This is a genomic window from Photobacterium halotolerans DSM 18316 (assembly GCF_000425165.1).
Lineage (GTDB): Bacteria > Pseudomonadota > Gammaproteobacteria > Enterobacterales > Vibrionaceae > Photobacterium > Photobacterium halotolerans.
Window position 1 is genome coordinate 525,346 of record NZ_KE384320.1, and the last position, 20,601, is coordinate 545,946.

10 protein-coding genes are annotated in these 20,601 nt (G+C 53.2%); 6 read left to right on the plus strand and 4 right to left on the minus strand.

Annotation, left to right across the window (positions count from 1 at the left end; translation table 11 throughout):
• Window positions 1-320 precede the first annotated feature (320 nt).
• Window positions 321-2,051, plus strand: a complete 1,731-nt coding sequence (gene aceK / locus H511_RS0115535) for a bifunctional isocitrate dehydrogenase kinase/phosphatase (RefSeq protein ID WP_027253132.1) — start codon at window positions 321-323, stop codon at window positions 2,049-2,051.
• 128 nt (window positions 2,052-2,179) lie between these two features.
• Complete coding sequence (locus H511_RS0115540) at window positions 2,180-2,632, plus strand: hypothetical protein (protein WP_027253133.1); 453 nt, start codon at window positions 2,180-2,182, stop codon at window positions 2,630-2,632.
• A 19-nt stretch (window positions 2,633-2,651) separates the two neighbouring features.
• Here the strand turns inward: H511_RS0115540 and H511_RS0115545 are convergent, their stop codons facing one another.
• Window positions 2,652-3,143, minus strand: coding sequence for a putative 4-hydroxy-4-methyl-2-oxoglutarate aldolase (locus tag H511_RS0115545; RefSeq protein ID WP_027253134.1), 492 nt, complete (start codon window positions 3,141-3,143; stop codon window positions 2,652-2,654).
• Window positions 3,144-3,154: 11 nt separating this feature from the next.
• The gene (locus H511_RS23605) at window positions 3,155-3,622 is read right to left on the minus strand and encodes a DUF3293 domain-containing protein (RefSeq protein WP_051288245.1); all 468 of its coding nucleotides are present in this window, start codon (window positions 3,620-3,622) and stop codon (window positions 3,155-3,157) included.
• Between the two features lie 420 nt (window positions 3,623-4,042).
• Between H511_RS23605 and arcA the strand changes: the two genes are divergently transcribed.
• The gene (arcA, locus tag H511_RS0115555) at window positions 4,043-4,762 is read left to right on the plus strand and encodes a two-component system response regulator ArcA (RefSeq protein WP_027253135.1); all 720 of its coding nucleotides are present in this window, start codon (window positions 4,043-4,045) and stop codon (window positions 4,760-4,762) included.
• Between the two features lie 78 nt (window positions 4,763-4,840).
• Here arcA and arcB read toward each other — a convergent pair whose 3' ends face one another.
• Together arcB and H511_RS0115565 are read right to left on the minus strand one after the other, a co-directional pair.
• Entirely contained in the window at window positions 4,841-7,198 is a 2,358-nt protein-coding gene (arcB, locus tag H511_RS0115560; RefSeq protein WP_027253136.1) for an aerobic respiration two-component sensor histidine kinase ArcB, read from the minus strand.
• A 40-nt stretch (window positions 7,199-7,238) separates the two neighbouring features.
• Window positions 7,239-9,050 (minus strand): GGDEF domain-containing protein, encoded by a 1,812-nt coding sequence (locus H511_RS0115565; protein WP_051288247.1) that lies wholly within the window; start codon window positions 9,048-9,050, stop codon window positions 7,239-7,241.
• Window positions 9,051-9,733: 683 nt separating this feature from the next.
• Here H511_RS0115565 and gltB (H511_RS0115570) point away from each other — a divergent pair.
• From gltB (H511_RS0115570) to gltB (H511_RS0115580), 3 genes are all read left to right on the plus strand, one after another.
• Complete coding sequence (gltB, locus tag H511_RS0115570) at window positions 9,734-14,287, plus strand: glutamate synthase large subunit (protein ID WP_027253138.1); 4,554 nt, start codon at window positions 9,734-9,736, stop codon at window positions 14,285-14,287.
• Window positions 14,280-15,752 carry a glutamate synthase subunit beta gene (locus H511_RS0115575; RefSeq protein WP_027253139.1) on the plus strand — a complete coding sequence of 491 codons (1,473 nt, stop codon included), beginning with the start codon at window positions 14,280-14,282 and terminating at the stop codon, window positions 15,750-15,752. Before gltB (H511_RS0115570) ends, H511_RS0115575 begins: the two co-directional genes overlap by 8 nt.
• Before the next feature lie 383 nt (window positions 15,753-16,135).
• A complete protein-coding gene (gene gltB, locus H511_RS0115580) occupies window positions 16,136-20,599 on the plus strand; it encodes a glutamate synthase large subunit (RefSeq protein WP_027253140.1) in 4,464 nt (1,487 codons plus the stop codon).
• Window positions 20,600-20,601: the final 2 nt, after the last annotated feature.

Below are 20,601 nucleotides of genomic sequence, written 5' to 3' on the forward strand. Positions count from 1 at the left end.
TGATTTATTTCTTACTTTCCCGGAATACAGTTTTTGTCTCTGCCAATTCATTATTCCCGCCAAGAATAGATTAGTCGCATAAAATTAGAGGAAATCGCATTTCTGCAATTGCAGTTAACTCATTGACATAGCATAGTAACTCGTAGGGATGCGTTGCTTTCTCAAGCAAGACCGGAAGCAACTAACCCGTTCAAGCCCAACAATGTTCTGGTTCAGGACACTCGACGCACCCTCAGAACCAGAGAGATCACTCACAGGCCATGCTGGAAGACCGCCTGGAGGATAACAATGATTACAATAATATTTCGGAGGGATCCGGCATGACAGCAGCAATGGAACAGCTTGTTGCACATACCATACTCCAAGGCTTTGATGCCATGTACGGCCGGTTTCTGGATGTCACAGCCGGTGCGCAGGACAGATTTGAAAATCAGGATTGGATGTCAGTCCACCAGGCCCTGAAACAGAGGATCAGCTTTTACGACCATCATGTGGAACTGGTCAGCCGCCAGATCCAGATTATGCTCGGCAGGCAATACGCAAACCGCGAGTTTCTGACCGCCGTCAAATCCTCCTATGAAGATCTGCTGCTGGATTACCCTCGCTATGACATTGCAGAAAGCTTCTTTAATTCCGTCTATTGCCGAATTTTCGAGCATCGCGATATCAACCGCGACAAACTGTTTGTGCACAGTTCTCAGGCCGGGCGCATTGCGCCTTATCCAACGGCGTTAACCCGTTTGTACCAGTCTGAGAACGGGCCGCATTATCTGTTTGAACGCATGATGGATGAAACCCCTTTCACGCTGAGCTGGGAAGATAAAAACCGGGACATTGCCCTGATAGTGGCCAGGCTCAACAATGAGTTTGGCACCGCAGCGATGCAAAAAGCCCGGCTTGAGCTGATCAAAGAACCTTTTTACCGCAATAAAGCCGCTTATCTGATTGGCCGGCTGTTGCTCGAAGACAACACCCAGATCCCTCTGGTATTACCTGTGCTGACCACAGAAAACCGCCAGCTGCATGTGGACGCCTGCCTGTGTCATGTTGATGATGTCAGTATCGTCTTTGGCTTCGCGCGTTCCTATTTCATGGTGTACGCTCCGGCACCTGCCGCACTGGTGCGTTTCCTCAGTGAGCTGCTGCCTAACAAAACCCATGCCGAACTCTACACCGCCATAGGTTGCCAGAAGCACGGAAAAACAGAGCTGTACCGGGAATTTCTCCATCACCTTGAACATTCCGACGACAAGTTCGACCTGGCGCCGGGTATCAAAGGCATGGTGATGAGCGTCTTTACCCTTCCTTCCTACGGGTTCGTTTTTAAAGTGATCAAAGACAAGTTCGCCCCTCAGAAAGAAATGAACCGGGCCACAGTCAAAGAGAAATACCAGCTGGTTAAAGAGCATGACAGGGTCGGCCGGATGGCGGATACCCAGGAGTACCGCAACTTCAGTTTTGACCGCAGCCGATTCAGTCCTGAGTTACTGGAAGAATTACAGCGTGAAGCACCGTCGAGCCTTATCGTGACTGACAAGGAAATCATGATAAAGCACCTCTATATAGAACGCAGGATGATCCCTTTCAACCTGTATATTGAACAAGCCAATGATGACGATCTGCGCCACGCTGTGGATGAATACGGCAAAGCCATCAAACAACTGGCAGCCGCCAATATTTTCCCGGGTGACATGCTGTTCAAAAACTTCGGTGTGACACGCCATAAACGCGTGGTCTTCTATGACTATGATGAAATCAGCTACATGACCGAAATTAACTTCCGCCGTATTCCGCCGCCCCGGTACCCGGAAGATGAACTGTCAGCCGAGCCCTGGTACAGCGTGGGCACCAATGATGTTTTCCCTGAAGAATTTCGTACTTTCCTGCTGATCAATCCCAAAGTGCGAAAACTGTTTGATGAGCTGCACAGCGATCTGTTTGATCCCGGCTACTGGCAGCACTTACAGTCAAACATTGAGCAAGGGCGGTTTGAAGATGTCTTTCCGTACAAAGAAAAACACCGGCTGGTAAGAGCGCAAAAGCACTCGTAGTTTGATCTTTGCCGCAATCTGAGATGTAAATCAGTGATGTGCGACGAAACACGCACTTTGTGAAATATTTCTGGCCTAGGATTAATTGACACTGAAAAAGGAAATTGCTCTTACAGGGATGGCTGAGGATGAAACACTGGTGCTTGTTGCTCTTATTCTGTCTGGCGTGGCCAGCGCTGGCCACCGAGACGGAGCTGGCAACTGAGCCTGTTTCAGCTCCGGCTGGGTGGTTTCTCAATTCTCAGTCGCGCAGCGCCGAGCAATTTGACCTCTGGCAGATAGACAGCGGTTATGCCTATGCCCTGACCCGGTCTACCCAGGTGTATGTCAGTACCCGCCTTAAAAGCGGCAACCAGCAACAGGCGGCAACACGCGGCTTATTATCGGGCGTAAAGTACCACTTCAGCCCCAAAATCAGCCTGCGCAGTGCGCTGACGTCTGAACGGGTAGAAGAAAACACCCGGCTGGGTGTCGAACTCAGCAGTCAATACGAGCTGAATGAGAAAGTAAACCTGCATGCCACCATGGATTATGAAGCGTTAGAGCAGGTGTATCAGCTCGGTATTGGCTTTCGGTTTTGAGCAAACAGCAGGCAGACAGTCAGAGCACAGACAAATCCAGCGGCTCTTTACTGAGCAAGATCCCATTGGGATCCGCGTACAGAATATCCCCGGGATAAACCAGCGTATGGGCGACGGTCAGGGTGACATTCCTGTCCCCGGTCTGGCGTTTCTCGGTTTTAAACGGACATACCGCAATGGCTTTGACCCCCAGCGCCATCTCACTCAGCGCGACGACATCACGCACTGCGCCGTTAACCACTATACCTTCCCACTTATTCTTAATCGCCAGCAGAGCCAGCTGATCACCTAACAAGGCTTTGTTTAACGAACCGTGACCATCAATCACCAGCACCTTGCCGGTGCCGTCTTCGTTGAGAATATCCCTCACCAGGCTGTTATCTTCAAAGCAGCGCAGTGTCACCACTTCGCCATAAAACACAGATTTCCCACCAAAATCGCGATGTGCCAGCGGCAACCAACGTACTTCATCCTCGTAGTGATCACACAAATCCGGCAGTAGGTCTTTCATCGTAGAACTCCTTACTCTAATCCTTGAATATGAAGATAAGCGGGCCATTTCCCCAGTGCAGTCTGAGAAAAACCCTGATGCTTAAGCATAACGGGCACCAGGTACAGCTGCTGCTGTGATACCCAGTAAATTGCATTTTGCCGCCACTTCGCCGCCAGCTCACAAGCCTGACTTAACCCGGTACACACCGCCAGACTCGGCTCATGCCAGCGCCCGTCCGGCGCACTGCAATCAAGCCTCAGGTAAGCATATCCCAAAGCAGACAGTTCAGCTTCCAGACGCTGCTGCCGCTGACGATTTTCCTTACAACTGAGCACAATACTTTCAGGGTTAAAAGCGGTTAAAATAGCGAAGTTTGAGTAGTCAGGTGTCTCAGACGCACGGAAAATGATCTGCTGATAGCTGAGCCATGTTGCCTGCCGTTCTGCATTCCCGTCTTGCAGCTGATTATCATCAGAGTGACGGTCATCTTGCGACATGTGTCTGTTCCCCCTGCCCGGTCAGCCAATCAGACTGTTATCTTTAACAGCCTTATTTCATTGATGAAACAACAAATTGTTTGAGCTATAACAATAAGATAGTGTTTCCAATACGCTAGTATGGCACGGTAAAATCGAAAAAACTGAGCGCAATACAATAAAATCATATTGTTAGTACGCTGTTAAATGCATACAATCGTCTGCATCCAAGGGAAATTGTAGCCAGTCCCGCAAGTTCGGGTTTTTCAGCAAGTTGTCCGTTGGGCCGCTGAAAAATGAGGATGGCGTACCAGCAGGTAGTTGAAAAGACGGGTGCAAACTGCAACTGTTCTGTTACTTTGCCTGTAAGCGAATTATTTTTATAGAATTGAAATATTCTCTGTTAGACCAGATTCCGTTTTGAGTAATTAGGTACTGCCAATGCAAACCCCTCACATTCTGATTGTAGAAGACGAGCACGTAACCCGTAACACCCTGAAAAGCATCTTTGAAGCAGAAGGGTATATGGTTTTAGAAGCCAGCGACGGTGCAGAAATGCACAAGATACTGTCTGAACATCATGTTCATCTTGTGATCATGGATATTAATCTGCCAGGTAAAAATGGTCTGCTGCTTGCCCGTGAATTGCGTGAGCAAGGCGATATGGCGTTGATGTTCCTGACCGGACGTGACAACGAAGTGGATAAGATCCTTGGTCTGGAAATTGGTGCGGATGATTACATCACTAAACCTTTCAATCCAAGAGAGCTGACCATTCGTGCCCGTAACCTGTTAACCCGCGCAATGAGCCAGGGGCTGGCTTCAGAAGATCGCCGCCTGGTTGAACGCTATGAGTTCAATGGCTGGTCTCTGGAGCTGAACAGCCGTTCTCTGGTGAGCCCGAGCGGTGATCAGTTCAAGCTGCCGCGCTCTGAATTCCGTGCCCTGCTGCATTTTTGCGAAAACCCGGGCAAAATCCAGACCCGTGCCGAACTGCTGAAAAAGATGACCGGCCGTGATCTGAAGCCGCATGACCGCACAGTTGACGTCACTATCCGCCGTATTCGTAAGCATTTTGAATCAGTGTCCGACACCCCGGAAATCATCGCCACTATCCATGGTGAAGGCTACCGTTTCTGTGGTGATATCGAAGAAAACTAAGACCAGACACTAGCTTGTCCGCAATACCAAAAAGCGTCGCTGTTGCGACGCTTTTTTCATGGTTTGCTCTCAGCCTGTTCAGGCCTCTTTACTGGCTAGCCAGGTTTTCAGCACCTTCAGATCGGCCTGATAACTCGTTTTGATTTCATCAACCCAGTCTTCGATATTTTCCCACCAGGCCGGCAATTCAGGCGACTGCGCTTTCTGGGCCACCTGCTGAATACGCTTCAGGCCGATAGACCCCGCAGCTCCCTTGATCTTGTGCGCTTCAAACTTAATGCCGTCCTTATCTTTCGCCGTCATATTCGAATCCAGAATCGCCAGATACTCAGGCATCATTTTTTCGAACATCTCCAGTGAATCATACACAGGCTGGGCACCGACAATATCGACATAGGAGTCCAGCATCTCCAAATCCAGCAGTTTGCTCAGCGTATCTTCGCTCAGACTGCTCTCGTCAGCTATCACAACCTCCTGGCCTTCCGTCTGGCTGGCACCCTGATGTATCAAAGCCTGAATCACAGTGTTAATCGCCTTGACGCTGAGCGGCTTACTGATGGCATCATCCATGCCCTGATCCAGATATTCGTGCTTGTCTTTAATGACATTGGCCGTCAGCGCTACCAGGGGCGGCAGCTGGCGATAACGCGCACGCAGAACTTTGGCGATTTCAAAACCTGTCATATCCGGTAACTGAATATCCAGCAGCACCAAATCGTACTGAGCCGGTGTGAACATCTCCAGCGCCTCATCCCCTCGCATTGCCACGGTAACCTGATGCCCCAGGCCTTCCAGCAAGGCCTTGGCAACCGTGATATTCAGCTCGATGTCTTCCACCATGAAAATGCGCAGTGAACGCTGTGCCAATTCGGGCAGCTCTTCATCCTCGACAATCTGCTCAAGCACAGGGACACAAATAGTGACGGTGAACGTACTGCCTTCCCCGACTTCGGAGCTGACCTCAATATCTCCGCCCATCATGTTCACCAGCTGGCGCGATACTGCCAGGCCAATGCCGGTGCCGACGGCGTGCAGATTATCCTGACCCTGTTTCACCTGATAATACATGGCGAAGACTTTATCCAGCTCAGACTCAGGAATGCCGATCCCGCTGTCTTCGATCTCAAAGGTGATTTCCGCCTGCTGGTTGTCCAGCAGTTCGCTGCTCACAGACAGAATGACCCCGCCTTCCTTGGTGAACTTGGTCGCGTTGCTGATCAGATTCCACAGCACCTGGCGCAGCCGCGTCCCGTCGACCTGAATATAGGGCGGTAAATCCGTCAGTTGCTCCAGGTCGAATCGCAGGCCCTTCTGCTCGGCCATCAGGCCGGAAATGTTGCCCATCTCCTCGATAAAGGCATCGAAATCCAGCGGCGTTGGCAACAACTCCAGACGACGGCGATCCGACTTGTCCATGTCGATAATGTCATTGAAGATATTGCCCAGAGTAATGGCGCTGACATAGATAGTACGCATGTAGCCGCGCTGCTGATCATTGAGCGGGCCTTCCAGCAGCATCCGGCTCAGTCCGACGATCCCGTTCAGCGGCGTCCGTAATTCATGGCTGATGGTCGAGATAAACGCGGTTTTATCGCGGCTGGCTTTCTCCTGGGCTTCCTGGTATTGCTTGCGTTCAGTAATGTCACGGCCAAATCCCATCAGGCCAAGCCGGCGGCCATCGCGGCTGTAAAAAGGCACTTTACGCAACTCAAAAATGGCTTTGCGGCCATCGGGGTATTCCAGCCACTGCTCGTAGGTCAGCGAGATATTTTGGGTGAAAACCTGCTGATCGGTTTCCACTATCTTGACCGCCACCTCTTCACTGTACACATCCCAGGGAGTCAGCCCGACCAGCTCCTGTTCCGTTCTGCCGGTCAACTCGGCCATCGCCCGGTTACAGCCGGAAAATTCGTTCTTTTCGTTACGGTAATAAATGAGATCCGGCGACGCATCGAGAAAGGACTTCAGCAAGGCACTTTGCTCTGCCAGTTCAAGCTGGGCGCTTTCACGCTGTGCCACCTCGTTCTCCAGATCCTGCATCGCAATCCGGCGCTCTTCTTCAGCCTTGATCCGCACTTCTATCTGCTGGTTCAGCTCAGTAATGTTATCTTTCAGCTGCTTGTTCAGGGTCAGATCCCGTGAGCGCATTTCTTCCAGCTTGGTCACCAGCTTGGACAACCGCTGGCGGGAATCTTCAAGCTGATCCACCACCACAGACAGAAAATAAACCGCCCAGGGGGTGATCAGCAGACCAAAAAAAACAGAGCGGACGATATCAATATCCAGTACTTCGCCCTGCAGTGCCAGAGTGACCCCCACCTGTACCACCACAGCCAATGCCACCAGAGCTAACGCCAACAGCAGGCTGAAGCGTACTATGCCAAGCTTCACCAACAGGTCGACATAGAACTGCGCCAACATTTTTATTTGTTTCATTGTGATTCCTGCTACAACAAAATGCTGCCCTCAGGCAGCATTAAAACTCATCGGATTCAGCCATCAGGCGGGTGGTATTCCGCCCGTCGGCTTTTGCTTTGTAAAGCGCTTTGTCTGCCATTGCAATCAACTCGCCATAATCCTGATTCGGCATGGGAGTCATGGTGGCCACACCCAGGCTGACAGTCAGCATTTCGCTGATGTCTGAAAAGCCGTGAGGAATGGCTTTCTCAGCCAGTTTATTGTGGATTTTGCCTGCCACGGTTTGCCCCCCCGCCAAAGGCGTATTCGGCAGCAGGAAGGCAAACTCCTCGCCGCCATAACGGGCGACTTCATCGGTTTCCCGGCGGATCACGCTATCGAACACCTGGGCCACTTCCTGCAACGCGTGATCGCCCTGCTGGTGGCCGTAATTATCGTTGTAAGCTTTAAAACTGTCGATATCACAAAGAATTAATGTCAGAGGCTGTTGCTCACGCATATGGCTGTGCCAGAGCTTGCGCAGTTGTTCATCGAAGCTGCGGCGATTGGCCACTTTGGTCAGGCTGTCGACAAAACTGAGCTCCTGCAGTTCCATGATGGCGTCGGCCAGCTGCTGCTCAGCCTGCTTACGCTCTGTCACATCCCTGGCTATCAGCAACACGCCGGCTGAGCCGTCGGTCGGATCGCGATACGGGGATTTCACAATTTCATACCAGACCGGCTCACCGGTTTCGAGAATGACATAGGCATCCGTCTTCACGGTCAGGCCGTCTCTCAGCACTTTGATATCAGTCTGATAAAACTCCTGCAGCATCTCAGGATCAATCACATTGCGGGCTGTCTTGCCGATCAACTCTTTGGCACTGAACCCCAGCACTTTGGCAAAAGGTTCATTACAGCCAACATAGACGCCGTGCTCATTGTACAGGCCGATAGGATCCTGACTGGCATTGAGAATGGAGTTGAGCAGGGTGTTACGCTGAGCCAGGATCTGCTCCGTGACTTCCCGTTTCTCTATTTCCTGCTTGAGGCTTTCCTGCATCTCGTGCCAGTCGGTCACGTCATGGCTGATACTGAGGGTGCCAATGATCAGACCGTCTTCGTCTGTCATCACGGTTTTATTGGTTTCCAGCAACCGGCTGGCACCATCCGGCGCCGTGGTCCAGGTATGAATCACAGGCGTCTCGCCGATGCCGGTCGGATCGCCCTGTATCAGCCCCTCTTCCCGGCGGCCGCGCCAGAAACGATCAAAGGCGGTATTGGTGCCTATGATATTGCCGGCCTTATCCTGAAAATACACCAGCTCTGACAGTGAGTTCAGGACGCGCTGGAAAACGCGCTGTTCAATCTGAACATAAGGGTTAGCCTGGCTGCTGGTTGGCGCGACAAAAAACAGCAACCAGGCTGATTGCCAGCGATAGCTGAGCAGTTGTCCGGAAATCAGCACCCTGATGGTCGAATTGCCAAGCTGCAGTGTTTCTTCTACGTTCTCGAACCCGGTCCCCGGCTGTAAGGGGCGCAGCACATCCGCCATCATCCGGGCGCCAATACCTTCCGGGTAGTAGAAGCGGTTCTCCACTTTACTGACCCCCAAGAGTTCCCGGCAGCTGGCATTGGCATAAAACAGCTCGCCATCTTTACTGCGGACAATGGCCGCTGCGATGGGCAGCCGGGAAATGGTGGCATGAAGACGCCGAAAGGCCAGACTGCCCAAATGATGCACTATCCAGGCCGCCAGTGAAGTTAAAACAGCCACCAACAGAAATGTCATACCTATGACTGACATATTCAGCCCTTCTTCAGCTATCCCCCATACCGGTAAAGCGGTACAGGCAAGGATAGCAAACGCCATCATGTTCACTTTCTGCATGCTGTTTCTTCTCCCCGCAGTCTTCCCTGGCGGTTCCGTGTAGGCCATCTTGGCTCTGCAATACTCAACCGCCAATTTAACACAGTTGCAAGAAGCTGCTGCATGTCGCGGATTTTTAAAATGCCAAAAAGTGATGTTTGACACTCCAGAGCGTCAAGGATTCGACACTGATTACATTCATCAGGGCAGAGCAATCTGCTAGTGCGGAATCCAAATCACGTCCCATCATGCTAAGAACACAATCTGAAATAAAATAACCACAAATACAACTGAAAGTTTCCCATCAAAAAATCTCCTCACCCCGCCACTTTGCGTAACAATTCATCAACATTAGCCATTCGTGAATTTTTAGTCATAATTTTAACTAATCAGGCCAGGGTTTTAGCTGGTACTACAACTAAAGTCGGATTTAGTGATAGTAATTCAGCCAACAGATCTGTAATATATTTTCATTGTGTGCATTATATAACCAGATTGCCATCCGCCAGGATGGCTTTCATGTCTTTAGCGTGCTGGCTTGGCCCGTACCACTGAGACTGGCTGCCTCCCTTCAGATAAGGCAGCCCTCCTGCGGCCAGTAACGGGCAAGATGCCCGCCTGACCAAGACATGCAGGTATATATAAAAATAAATAGGGAACCGCAGACGGAGGAACCGTCTGCTCTACACTGGAAGGATGTAGTTATGACAGATCAAGTGTTGAATGGTCAGGGGCTTTATGTCCCTGAAATGGAGCACGATGCCTGTGGTATCGGCTTTGTTGCCCATCTCAAGAACCGTAAGTCCCACCAGGTCATCACTCAGGCACTGGACATGCTGGCCCGTATGGAACACAGGGGCGGTCAGGGTTGCGATCCCTGCAGTGGTGACGGTGCCGGTATCCTGCTGCAAAAACCCCATGAATTCCTGTTGCAGGAATGTCAGAAAATTGGCCTGACACTGCCTGCCTTTGAGCAGTATGGCGTCGGTGTCATCCTGTTTCCGAAAGACGAAAACAAACGTGAACAGTGCCGCGACATTCTGGCCCGCAACGCCCAGCGCCTGGGTCTGAGCGTACTGGGATACCGTGTGCTGCCCACAGATAACAGCATGATTGGTGCCGATCCTCTCAGCACCGAGCCGCAATTTGAACACGCCTTCGTTACCGGCGGCAGCGACATGCCGCAGGAAGAACTGGAGCGCAAGCTGTATGTCCTGCGTAACTACACGGTTCGTGTCTGTCTGGAAAGCGTGACCAACATTGGTGACGATTTCTACATTAACGCCTTCTCCAGCAAGACATTGGTGTACAAAGGCCAGCTCACGACAGAGCAGGTTCCGCAGTATTTTCTCGATCTGCAAAACCCGGCCATGGTCAGTGCGCTGGCACTGGTGCACTCGCGGTTTTCCACCAACACCTTCCCGAGATGGCGTCTGGCGCAGCCTTTCCGTTACATCGCCCATAACGGTGAAATCAACACGGTGCGCGGTAACCTGAACTGGATGAAAGCCCGCGAAGCTTTGCTGCAATCAGATCTGTTCAGTACAGAAGAGCTGAACATGCTGCTGCCTATCTGTCAGGAAGGGGCATCTGACTCGGCCAACTTTGATATGGCCCTGGAGTTACTGGTGCTGTCTGGCCGCAGCCTGCCCCATGCGCTGATGATGCTGATCCCGGAAGCCTGGCAGGAAAATCCGGCGATGGATCCCAAACGTCGTGCGTTCTACCAGTATCACGCCAACCTGATGGAACCCTGGGATGGCCCGGCATCTGTCTGTTTCACTGACGGCGTGCAAGTGGGTGCCACCCTGGACCGTAATGGCCTGCGTCCGTCTCGCTATACAGTGACCAAAGATGATTTCCTGGTCATGGCCTCTGAATCCGGTGTGGTTGATATCGCCCCTGAAAATGTCCATTTCCGTGGCCGTTTACAGCCCGGCCGTATCTTTGTCGCGGATCTTGAGCAAGGCCGTATCGTCTCTGATGACGAAGTCAAAGACAGCATTGCCTCAGCCAAACCTTATGAAGACTGGGTGAAGAACAACCTGCTTCACCTCAGCGATCTGCCTGACGCCGATTACAGCCATAGCCAGCCTGAAGCCGAGAAGCTGCTGCATCAGCAACAGGCTTTTGGCATCAGCAATGAAGAAGTCAACGAGATCATCCTGCCAATGGCCGGCGACGGTAAAGAGCCGCTGGGATCCATGGGCGCGGACTGGCCACTGGCTATTCTGTCACACCAGTCGCAGCATCTGTCTCATTACTTCAAGCAGCTGTTTGCTCAGGTGACCAACCCACCGATCGACCCGATCCGTGAACGCATGGTGATGTCACTGAACACCTATTTGGGTGAAGATCAGAACCTGCTGAGTGAAGGCCCGTCGCACTGCCAGAAACTGGAGCTCAACTCTCCGGTACTGAGCGATGCCGAGCTGGAAAAACTGCGCGCCATCGACAAGCCCCACCTGCAGGCCAAAACCCTGGATATCGTCTTTAAGGCCAGTGATGAAGCAGGCAAGCTGGAACAAGCACTGAACCATCTGTGCCAGCACGCCGAAGATGCGGTCAATGACAGCTACTCCATCCTGATCCTCAGTGACCGTGCAGTGAACTCACAGCATGCCCATATTCCGGCCATGCTGGCTGTCGGTGCGGTACACCATCATTTGATCCGCAAAGGGCTGCGTGCCAAGTGCGATCTGGTGGTTGAAACGGCCGACGCCCGCGAAACACACCATTTCGCCACCCTGATCGGCTACGGTGCCAATGCGGTCAACCCGTACATAGTGACTGAAACCATTGTTTCGCTGCAGCAACGTAACAAGCTGGATAAAGCCACCAGTGTTGACAAATACTTCAGCAATTTCCGCAAAGCCGTTAACGGCGGCCTGCTGAAGATCTTCTCCAAAATGGGGATCTCGACCCTGCAGTCCTACCACGGTGCCCAAATCTTTGAGGCGCTGGGGATCAGCAAAGCCGTGGTCGACAAATATTTCACCGGGACTGTCTCGCGTATTCAGGGACTGACCCTGGACGACATAGCCAAAGAAGTGTTGATCCGCCACCGCATCGGTTACCCGCTGCGTGATATCCCATTGCAGATGCTGGATGTCGGCGGTGTTTATCAGTGGAAACAGCGTGGTGAAAAGCACCTGTTTAACCCGACCACGATTTCTCTGCTGCAGCAGTCCACCCGCGGCAAAGACTACAGTCAGTTCAAGCAATACTGCCATGCTGTCGACAGTCAGGGCGACCATGCCGCCACTCTGCGCAGTCAGCTTCAGTTTGCTGTTGATACCAGCCGCAGCATCCCGCTGGATGAAGTAGAACCGGCCGAAAATATCCTCAAGCGCTTTGCCACAGGTGCAATGAGCTTCGGTTCTATTTCGCATGAAGCACACTCCACACTGGCTGTCGCCATGAACCGTATCGGCGCCAAGTCGAACTCGGGTGAAGGCGGTGAAGACCCGGCCCGTTTCGAGAAAAAAGAAAACGGCGACTGGGAACGCTCTGCCATCAAGCAGGTCGCGTCAGGCCGCTTCGGGGTGACCTCCTATTACCTGACCAATGCCGATGAGCTGCAAATTAAGATGGCACAGGGTGCCAAGCCAGGCGAAGGGGGCCAGCTGCCGGGTGACAAAGTGGACGACTGGATCGGTGCGACGCGTCACTCCACCCCGGGTGTCGGTCTGATCTCGCCGCCGCCGCACCACGATATTTACTCTATCGAGGATCTGGCGCAGCTGATTTATGATCTGAAAAACGCCAACCGCAAGAGCCGCGTCAACGTCAAACTGGTGTCTGAAGCCGGTGTCGGCACCATAGCGTCAGGTGTCGCCAAAGCCAAAGCTGACGTGGTACTGATCGCCGGTTTCGACGGCGGTACAGGTGCCTCTCCGATTTCCTCGATCCGCCATACGGGCCTGCCGTGGGAGCTGGGTCTGGCAGAAACACACCAGACACTGCTGAAAAACGGCCTGCGTAACCGTATCGTGGTGCAAAGTGACGGCCAGATGAAAACCCCGCGTGACCTGGCTGTCGCCACCCTGCTGGGTGCCGAAGAATGGGGCGTGGCCACCGCAGCTCTGGTGGTGGAAGGTTGCATCATGATGCGTAAGTGTCATAAAAACACCTGTCCGGTGGGGATTGCGACTCAGAACAAGACCCTGCGTGAACGTTTCGACGGCCGCGTCGAAGACGTGGTGACCTTCTTCCAGTACATGGCCGAAGGCCTGCGCGAAATTATGGCAGAGCTGGGCTTCCGTACCATCGATGAGATGGTCGGTCAGTCACAGCGTCTGAAAATCCGCGACAACATAGGTCACTGGAAATACAAAAACCTGGATCTCAGCCCTGTGCTGCACATTGAACCGGCCCGTGAGGCCGACGGTGTCTACAACCAGTGCAGCCAGAACCACCATCTGGAAGCCGTGCTGGATCGCCAGCTGATTGCTGCGGCCCAGCCTGCGCTGGAGCGCGGTGAAGCGGTCAGTGCTGAATTCCCGATCACCAACATAGATCGCAGCGTCGGCACTATGCTGTCGAACGAGATCTCCAAAGTCTACAAAGACCAGGGCCTGCCGCAGCCGATGCAGGTGAAATTCAAAGGCTCTGCCGGCCAGAGTCTGGGGGCTTTCCTGGCCAAAGGTGTAACCTTTGAGGTTGAAGGCGATGCCAACGACTACTGGGGCAAAGGCCTGTCAGGCGGTCAGCTGGTGCTCTACCCGGATGCCAAGTCTGATCTGATTGCCGAAGACAACATCATAGTCGGCAACGTGTGCTTCTACGGCGCCACATCGGGTGAATCTTTCATCCGCGGTAAAGCCGGCGAACGTTTCTGTGTCCGTAACTCAGGGGCCCGCGTAGTGGTCGAAGGTGTGGGTGACCACGGCTGCGAATACATGACAGGCGGCGTGGCGATTATTCTCGGTCAGACCGGTCGTAACTTCGCGGCAGGTATGAGCGGCGGTGTCGCCTATGTCTGGGATCAGTTCAACGATTTTGCAGGCAAACTCAACCCTGAGCTGGTGGATCTGGATCCATTGGACAGCGAAGACATTGCCCTGCTGAAAGACATGGTGAGCCGTCACCAGCAACTGACCGGCAGTTCGGTGGCTGAAACCTTCCTCAGCAATCTGGAGGAAAACCTCAAGCACATCGTCAAAGTCATGCCACGCGACTACAAAGCCGTGCTGCAAAAACGTAAAGCAGCGGCAGAAGCACAGAACAAGGAAGCACTGGAGGTGAGCCATGGGTAAGGCAACCGGATTTCTCGAGCACGGCCGTGAACTGCCGTCAAAAATTGCCCCTGAAGTGCGTATTCAGGACAACAAAGAATTCGTCCTCAATGACGAGTTCGGCAGCAAAATTGGCACACAGGCTTCACGTTGCATGGATTGCGGCGTGCCTTTCTGTCACAACGGCTGCCCGATCGGCAATATCATTCCTGAGTTTAACGATGCGGTGTACCGGGACAGCTGGGAAGAAGCCTGGCATATCCTGAGCTCGACCAATAATTTCCCGGAATTCACAGGGCGGGTGTGCCCTGCTCCGTGTGAGAGCTCATGCGTACTGGGGATCAACCAAGATCCGATCACCATCTGTAACATAGAGAAAACCATCGTTGAAACAGCATACCGTGAAGGCTACGCCAAGCCGAAAACCCCGCGCAGCCGCACAGGCAAAAGCGTGGCGATTATCGGCTCCGGCCCGTCAGGACTGGCAGCCGCCGAACAGCTTAACAGTGCCGGCCACACAGTCACAGTGTACGAGCGCGACGAGAAAATAGGCGGCCTGCTGCGCTTTGGGATTCCGGATTTCAAACTCAGCATGAGCGTGATTGACCGAAAACTGGCCCTGATGGAACAGGCAGGTATCAAGTTTGTCGTCAATGCCCACATAGGTGTGGATATTGATGCCCGTGAGCTGCGTAAACAGCACGATGTAGTACTGCTGACCGGCGGTTCTACTGTGCCTCGTAACCTGCCGATCCCAGGCCGGGAGCTGAAAGGTGTCCATTTTGCGATGGAGTTTCTGAGCCAGAATAACCGCCGCGCCAACAATATGGATCTGAAAACAGCAGAGATTCATGCTGCAGGTAAGCATGTGGTGGTTATCGGCGGCGGTGATACCGGCTCTGACTGTGTCGGTACATCTAACCGTCACGGTGCTGCCAGCATCACTCAGGTCGAAATCATGCCGATGCCGCCTGAGAAACGTCCGGTTAACCAGCCTTGGCCGGCGTATCCGATGATCATGCGCACCTCCACGTCCCATGAAGAAGGGTGTGAGCGCCACTGGAATATCCTGACCAAAGAATTCATCGGCAATGAAGACGGTCAGGTCACGGCACTGCGTATTGCCGACATCAGCTGGAACGAAGCCAAGCCCGACGAGCGTCCTGGCTTTGAAGAAGTCCCGGGATCTGAGCGCATCATTCCGTGTGACCTGGCCTTTTTAGCCATGGGTTTCCTGCATCCGGAACCTCAGGGTGTACTGGCCCAGCTCAATATCGGGCTCGATGATCGCGGTAATGTCGCAACCCAGGGATTTGCAACAAACCAGCCAGGCGTATTTGCTGCGGGTGATATGCGGACCGGGCAGTCACTTGTGGTGCGATGCATCAATGAAGGCCGTGAATGTGCCCGTGAAATTGATGCTTACCTGATGGGTGATTCTAAGTTAGAAGCGAAAGACCATTCACTTATGCTATCAGAATCCTGATTGATCTGGATTTTATACTAAAATTTAAAGCCAGCTCCCAGGAGCTGGCTTTTTTATTTAAAATTAATCAGTGTTTTATCCTTTTTAACACTGACTTTGCCTGCAAATAAAAATCACTTCGTTTTATCGCAAAAAAGTCTCATTTCTGACACTTTCAATTGTAAACAAAATATTTCAAAAAAATAATAAGACGCTATAAATCATACAGATAAATAGTTGACTTTGAATAATCCAGAATTTATGACCAGAATTAAAGAAAATTTGACCTTTTTGTAATTTGCCGTTAGTTTGAAAGTCCGCTGGACGCGAGAGTGACAATCAGGGAGATTGTCATAATTATGCAGTAACCCTGCTCAATGGAGCAGGCGCAAGGGAGAGTTGCAATGACACTGTATGACCCAAAGCTGGAAAAAGATAACTGTGGTTTCGGTCTGATCGCCCATACAGAAGGCGAAGCCAGCCACAAGTTGGTCCGTACCGCAATATCGGCCTTGGATCGTATGACACACCGAGGCGGCATCGCTGCTGATGGCAAAACCGGTGATGGCTGCGGCCTGTTAATGAAAAAGCCGGACGGTTTTTATCAGCTGGTTGCCAAAGAGCTTGGCTGGACGCTGGCCCGTGAGTACGCCGTTGGTATGCTGTTTCTGAGTCAGGATCCTGTCCTGGCTGAAAAAGCCCGCACGATCATCCAGGAAGAATTAAGCAAAGAAACCCTGTCTATTGCCGGCTGGCGTGATGTGCCGATCAACCCGCAAGTGCTGGGGCCAATCGCAAAGGCCTCCCTGCCGGCTATCGCTCAGGTATTCATTAATGCACCTGCTGGCTGGAAGCCACGGGATGTGGATCGCCGCCTTTATATTGCCCGTCGCCGTATCGAGCAACGCATTCAGGACGATCCTGATTTCTACATCTGTAGCCTGTCGACCCAGGTCACTGTCTACAAAGGCCTGTGTATGCCCGCCGATCTGCCTAAGTTTTATAAAGACTTGGGTGACTTACGTCTGGAATCCTCTATCTGTTTGTTCCACCAGCGGTTTTCGACAAATACACAACCCCGCTGGCCACTGGCTCAGCCATTCCGTTACCTGGCCCATAATGGTGAAATCAACACCATAGCCGGTAACCGTCAGTGGGCTCGGGCCCGGGCGTATAAGTTCGCCTCCCCGCTGCTGCCGGATCTGGCAACAGCCGCGCCCTTTGTTAACGAAACCGGTTCTGACTCCTCCAGCCTGGACAATATGCTGGAACTGTTCCTGGCCGGTGGCATGGACTTGTTCCGTGCCATGCGCATGCTGGTGCCGCCGGCATGGCAAAACCACCCGGATATGGATCCGAAACTGCGTGCCTTCTACGACTTTAACTCCATGCACATGGAGCCGTGGGACGGCCCGGCCGGGATCGTGATGTCAGACGGCCGCTATGCCGCCTGTAACCTCGACCGCAACGGTCTGCGCCCTGCGCGTTTTGTCATCACTAAAGACAAACTGATCACCCTGGCATCAGAAGTGGGGATCTGGGATTACGCGCCGGACGAAGTGGCGCAAAAAGGCCGGGTCGGTCCCGGCGAACTGCTGGTCATAGATACCAAACTGGGCAAAATCTGGCATTCCGCCGACATTGATAACGACCTGATGGAACGCCACCCTTATAAAGAGTGGCTGGATACCCATGTTCGCCGCCTGGTGCCTTTTGAAGAGATGGGTGATGATCAGGTCGGCAGCCGGGAAATGTCGCCGGAAGAGCTGAACACTTACCAGAAACTCTTTGCGGTGAACCGTGAAGAGCTGGATCAGGTCATGCGGGTGATCGGTGAAAACGGTCAGGAAGCCACCGGCTCTATGGGTGATGATGCCCCAATGGCTGTGCTGTCTTCCAAAGAACGTCTGGTGTCTGACTATTTCCGTCAGATGTTCGCGCAGGTCACCAACCCGCCTATCGATCCGTTACGTGAAAAACACGTGATGTCGCTGGCCACCTGTATCGGTCGTGAAATGAACGTGTTCAACGAAACCGACGGTCATGCTCACCGTGTGGCGTTCAAGTCACCGATTCTGCTGTACTCTGACATGGTGCAGCTGTTGGGTCTGGACAACCAGCACTACCGTAACAGCATTATCGACATTAACTTCGATCCGAACGAGAAAGATCTCAAGCAGGCTCTGGTTGATCTTTGCGATCAGGTGGAACGCCTGGTCCGTGGCGGAACTGTACTTGTCGTGCTGTCTGACCGTGGTATCAGTGCCGACAAACTGCCGATCCCGGCCGCGATGGCCGTGGGTGCAGTGCAGGCACGTCTGGTAACCGCCAACCTGCGTTGCGATGCCAACATCATAGTGGAAACCGCAACCGCCCGTGACCCGCACCAGTTCGCTGTATTGCTGGGCTTTGGCGCCACAGCGGTTTATCCGTATCTGGCTTACGAGTCACTGGCACAGCAAATTGACAGCGGTGCCATCAACAAGCCTTACCGCGAGGTGATGCTGAACTTCCGTAACGGTATCGACAAAGGTCTGTATAAGATCATGTCGAAAATGGGGATTTCCACCGTCGCCTCTTACCGCTGCTCGCAGCTGTTTGAAGCCGTTGGTCTGCATTCGGATGTGGTGGAATTGTGCTTCAAGGGCGTCTCGAGCCGTATCGAAGGCGCTAACTTTGATGACTTCCAGCAAGACTTGTTCAACCTGTCGCGTAAAGCGTTTGTGAAGCGCAAGCAAATCGATCACGGTGGCCTGCTGAAATTTGTCCACGGTGGCGAGTTCCACGCTTACAATCCGGATGTGGTCACCACGCTGCAAAAAGCCGTTAAATCCGGTGAGTACGCAGATTATCTCGCCTTTGCCAAAGTGGTGAACGAACGGCCGGCAGCGACGCTGCGTGACTTGCTGAAACTGAAAGAATCGGCCAACCCGATTGACGTCGCCAACGTAGAAGCCGCCACCGAACTGTACAAGCGCTTCGACTCAGCCGCCATGTCTATCGGCGCCCTGAGTCCGGAAGCCCATGAAGCCCTGGCGATTGCCATGAACCGTCTCGGTGGTTTCTCCAATTCAGGTGAAGGGGGCGAGGATCCACGTCGCTTCGGCACCGAGCGCAACTCCCGGATCAAGCAGGTCGCATCCGGTCGCTTCGGGGTTACCCCTCACTATCTGGTCAATGCTGATGTGCTGCAAATCAAAGTGGCGCAAGGGGCAAAACCCGGTGAAGGGGGCCAGTTGCCCGGCCATAAAGTCACCACTGAAATCGCCAAACTGCGTTATGCCGTGCCGGGCGTCACCCTGATTTCACCGCCGCCGCACCATGATATTTATTCGATTGAGGATCTGGCACAGCTGATTTTCGATCTCAAACAAGTCAACCCGAAAGCCCTGGTCTCGGTCAAGCTGGTATCAGAACCCGGCGTCGGCACTATCGCCACCGGTGTGGCTAAAGCCTATGCCGATCTGATCACCGTCTCAGGCTATGACGGCGGAACAGGTGCCAGCCCGCTGACCTCGGTGAAATACGCCGGCAGCCCTTGGGAGCTGGGCCTGGCGGAAACGCAGCAGGCACTGGTGGCCAATGGCCTGCGCCATAAGATCCGCCTGCAGGTGGATGGCGGTCTGAAAACCGGACTGGACGTGGTCAAAGCCGCCATTCTGGGGGCAGAAAGCTTCGGTTTCGGGACCGCACCTATGGTGGCACTGGGTTGTAAATACCTGCGGATCTGCCACCTCAACAACTGTGCAACCGGTGTGGCGACTCAGGATGACACCCTGCGCCGCGACTTCTTCAAAGGCTTGCCTGAGCAGGTAATGAACTACTTTGTCGGCCTGGGTGAAGAAGTGCGCACCCTGCTGGCTAAACTGGGCGTTGAGAAGCTGACCGACCTGATCGGACGCACCGATCTGCTGGAAATGGTCAACGGCTTTACGGCCAAGCAAAACAAGCTGGACCTCAGTGGTCTGCTGCATGCGCCAACGCCCGCTGAAGGCAAAACCCTGTACTGCAGTGAGCCGAACACACCGTTCGATACCGGTGTACTGAACCAGAAACTGGTCGACGAAGCACTGCCAGCCGTGGAAGCACAGAGTGGCGCCGATATTTATCTGGATATCCGCAACACAGACCGCTCCTTCGGTGCCCGCCTGTCGGGTGAAATTGCGCTGCGCTACGGCAATCAGGGCATGGCGGCTAACCCCATTAATGTGCACCTGTCGGGTACGGCAGGACAGTCATTCGGCGTATGGAATGCCGGTGGCCTGAACCTGTACCTGACCGGTGATGCCAACGACTATGTCGGCAAAGGCATGACAGGCGGTGTGATTACGATCCGGCCACCTGTCGGATCAGCGTTCAAATCGCATGAATCCACCATCATAGGTAACACCTGCCTGTACGGCGCCACTGGCGGCAAGCTGTTTGCCGCCGGTTGTGCCGGTGAGCGCTTTGCGGTTCGTAACTCAGGCACTATTGCCGTGGTCGAAGGCGCCGGTGACAATGCCTGTGAGTACATGACAGGCGGCATCGTGGCGATTCTTGGCCACACAGGCGTCAACTTTGGCGCAGGTATGACAGGCGGCTTTGCCTACATTCTGGATGAAGTCGGCGATTTCGCCGGCCGGGTGAACCCTGAATTGATCGAGGCGCTGCCATTGCAGGAGCTAACGATTCATCAGGAACACCTGCGCGGTCTGATCGACCGCCATCTGGAAGAAACCGGCTCAAGCCGTGCACAGGAAATTCTGGCCAACTTTGATCAGTGGATCCCGAAATTCTTCCTGGCTAAACCGAAGTCGGCAGACGTGAACACTCTGCTGGGTCACCAAAGCCGTTCAGCTGCTGAACTCCGCGTTCAGGCACAATAAGG

Coding starts and splice junctions, on each gene's coding strand:
- H511_RS0115575 (WP_027253139.1), top strand. CDS start 14,280: ATGGGTAAGGCAACCGGATTTCTCGAGCACGGCCGTGAACTGCCGTCA.
- H511_RS0115545 (WP_027253134.1), bottom strand. CDS start 3,143: ATGAAAGACCTACTGCCGGATTTGTGTGATCACTACGAGGATGAAGTA.
- H511_RS0115540 (WP_027253133.1), top strand. CDS start 2,180: ATGAAACACTGGTGCTTGTTGCTCTTATTCTGTCTGGCGTGGCCAGCG.
- H511_RS23605 (WP_051288245.1), bottom strand. CDS start 3,622: ATGTCGCAAGATGACCGTCACTCTGATGATAATCAGCTGCAAGACGGG.
- aceK (WP_027253132.1), top strand. CDS start 321: ATGACAGCAGCAATGGAACAGCTTGTTGCACATACCATACTCCAAGGC.
- gltB (WP_027253138.1), top strand. CDS start 9,734: ATGACAGATCAAGTGTTGAATGGTCAGGGGCTTTATGTCCCTGAAATG.
- gltB (WP_027253140.1), top strand. CDS start 16,136: ATGACACTGTATGACCCAAAGCTGGAAAAAGATAACTGTGGTTTCGGT.
- arcB (WP_027253136.1), bottom strand. CDS start 7,198: ATGAAACAAATAAAAATGTTGGCGCAGTTCTATGTCGACCTGTTGGTG.
- H511_RS0115565 (WP_051288247.1), bottom strand. CDS start 9,050: ATGCAGAAAGTGAACATGATGGCGTTTGCTATCCTTGCCTGTACCGCT.
- arcA (WP_027253135.1), top strand. CDS start 4,043: ATGCAAACCCCTCACATTCTGATTGTAGAAGACGAGCACGTAACCCGT.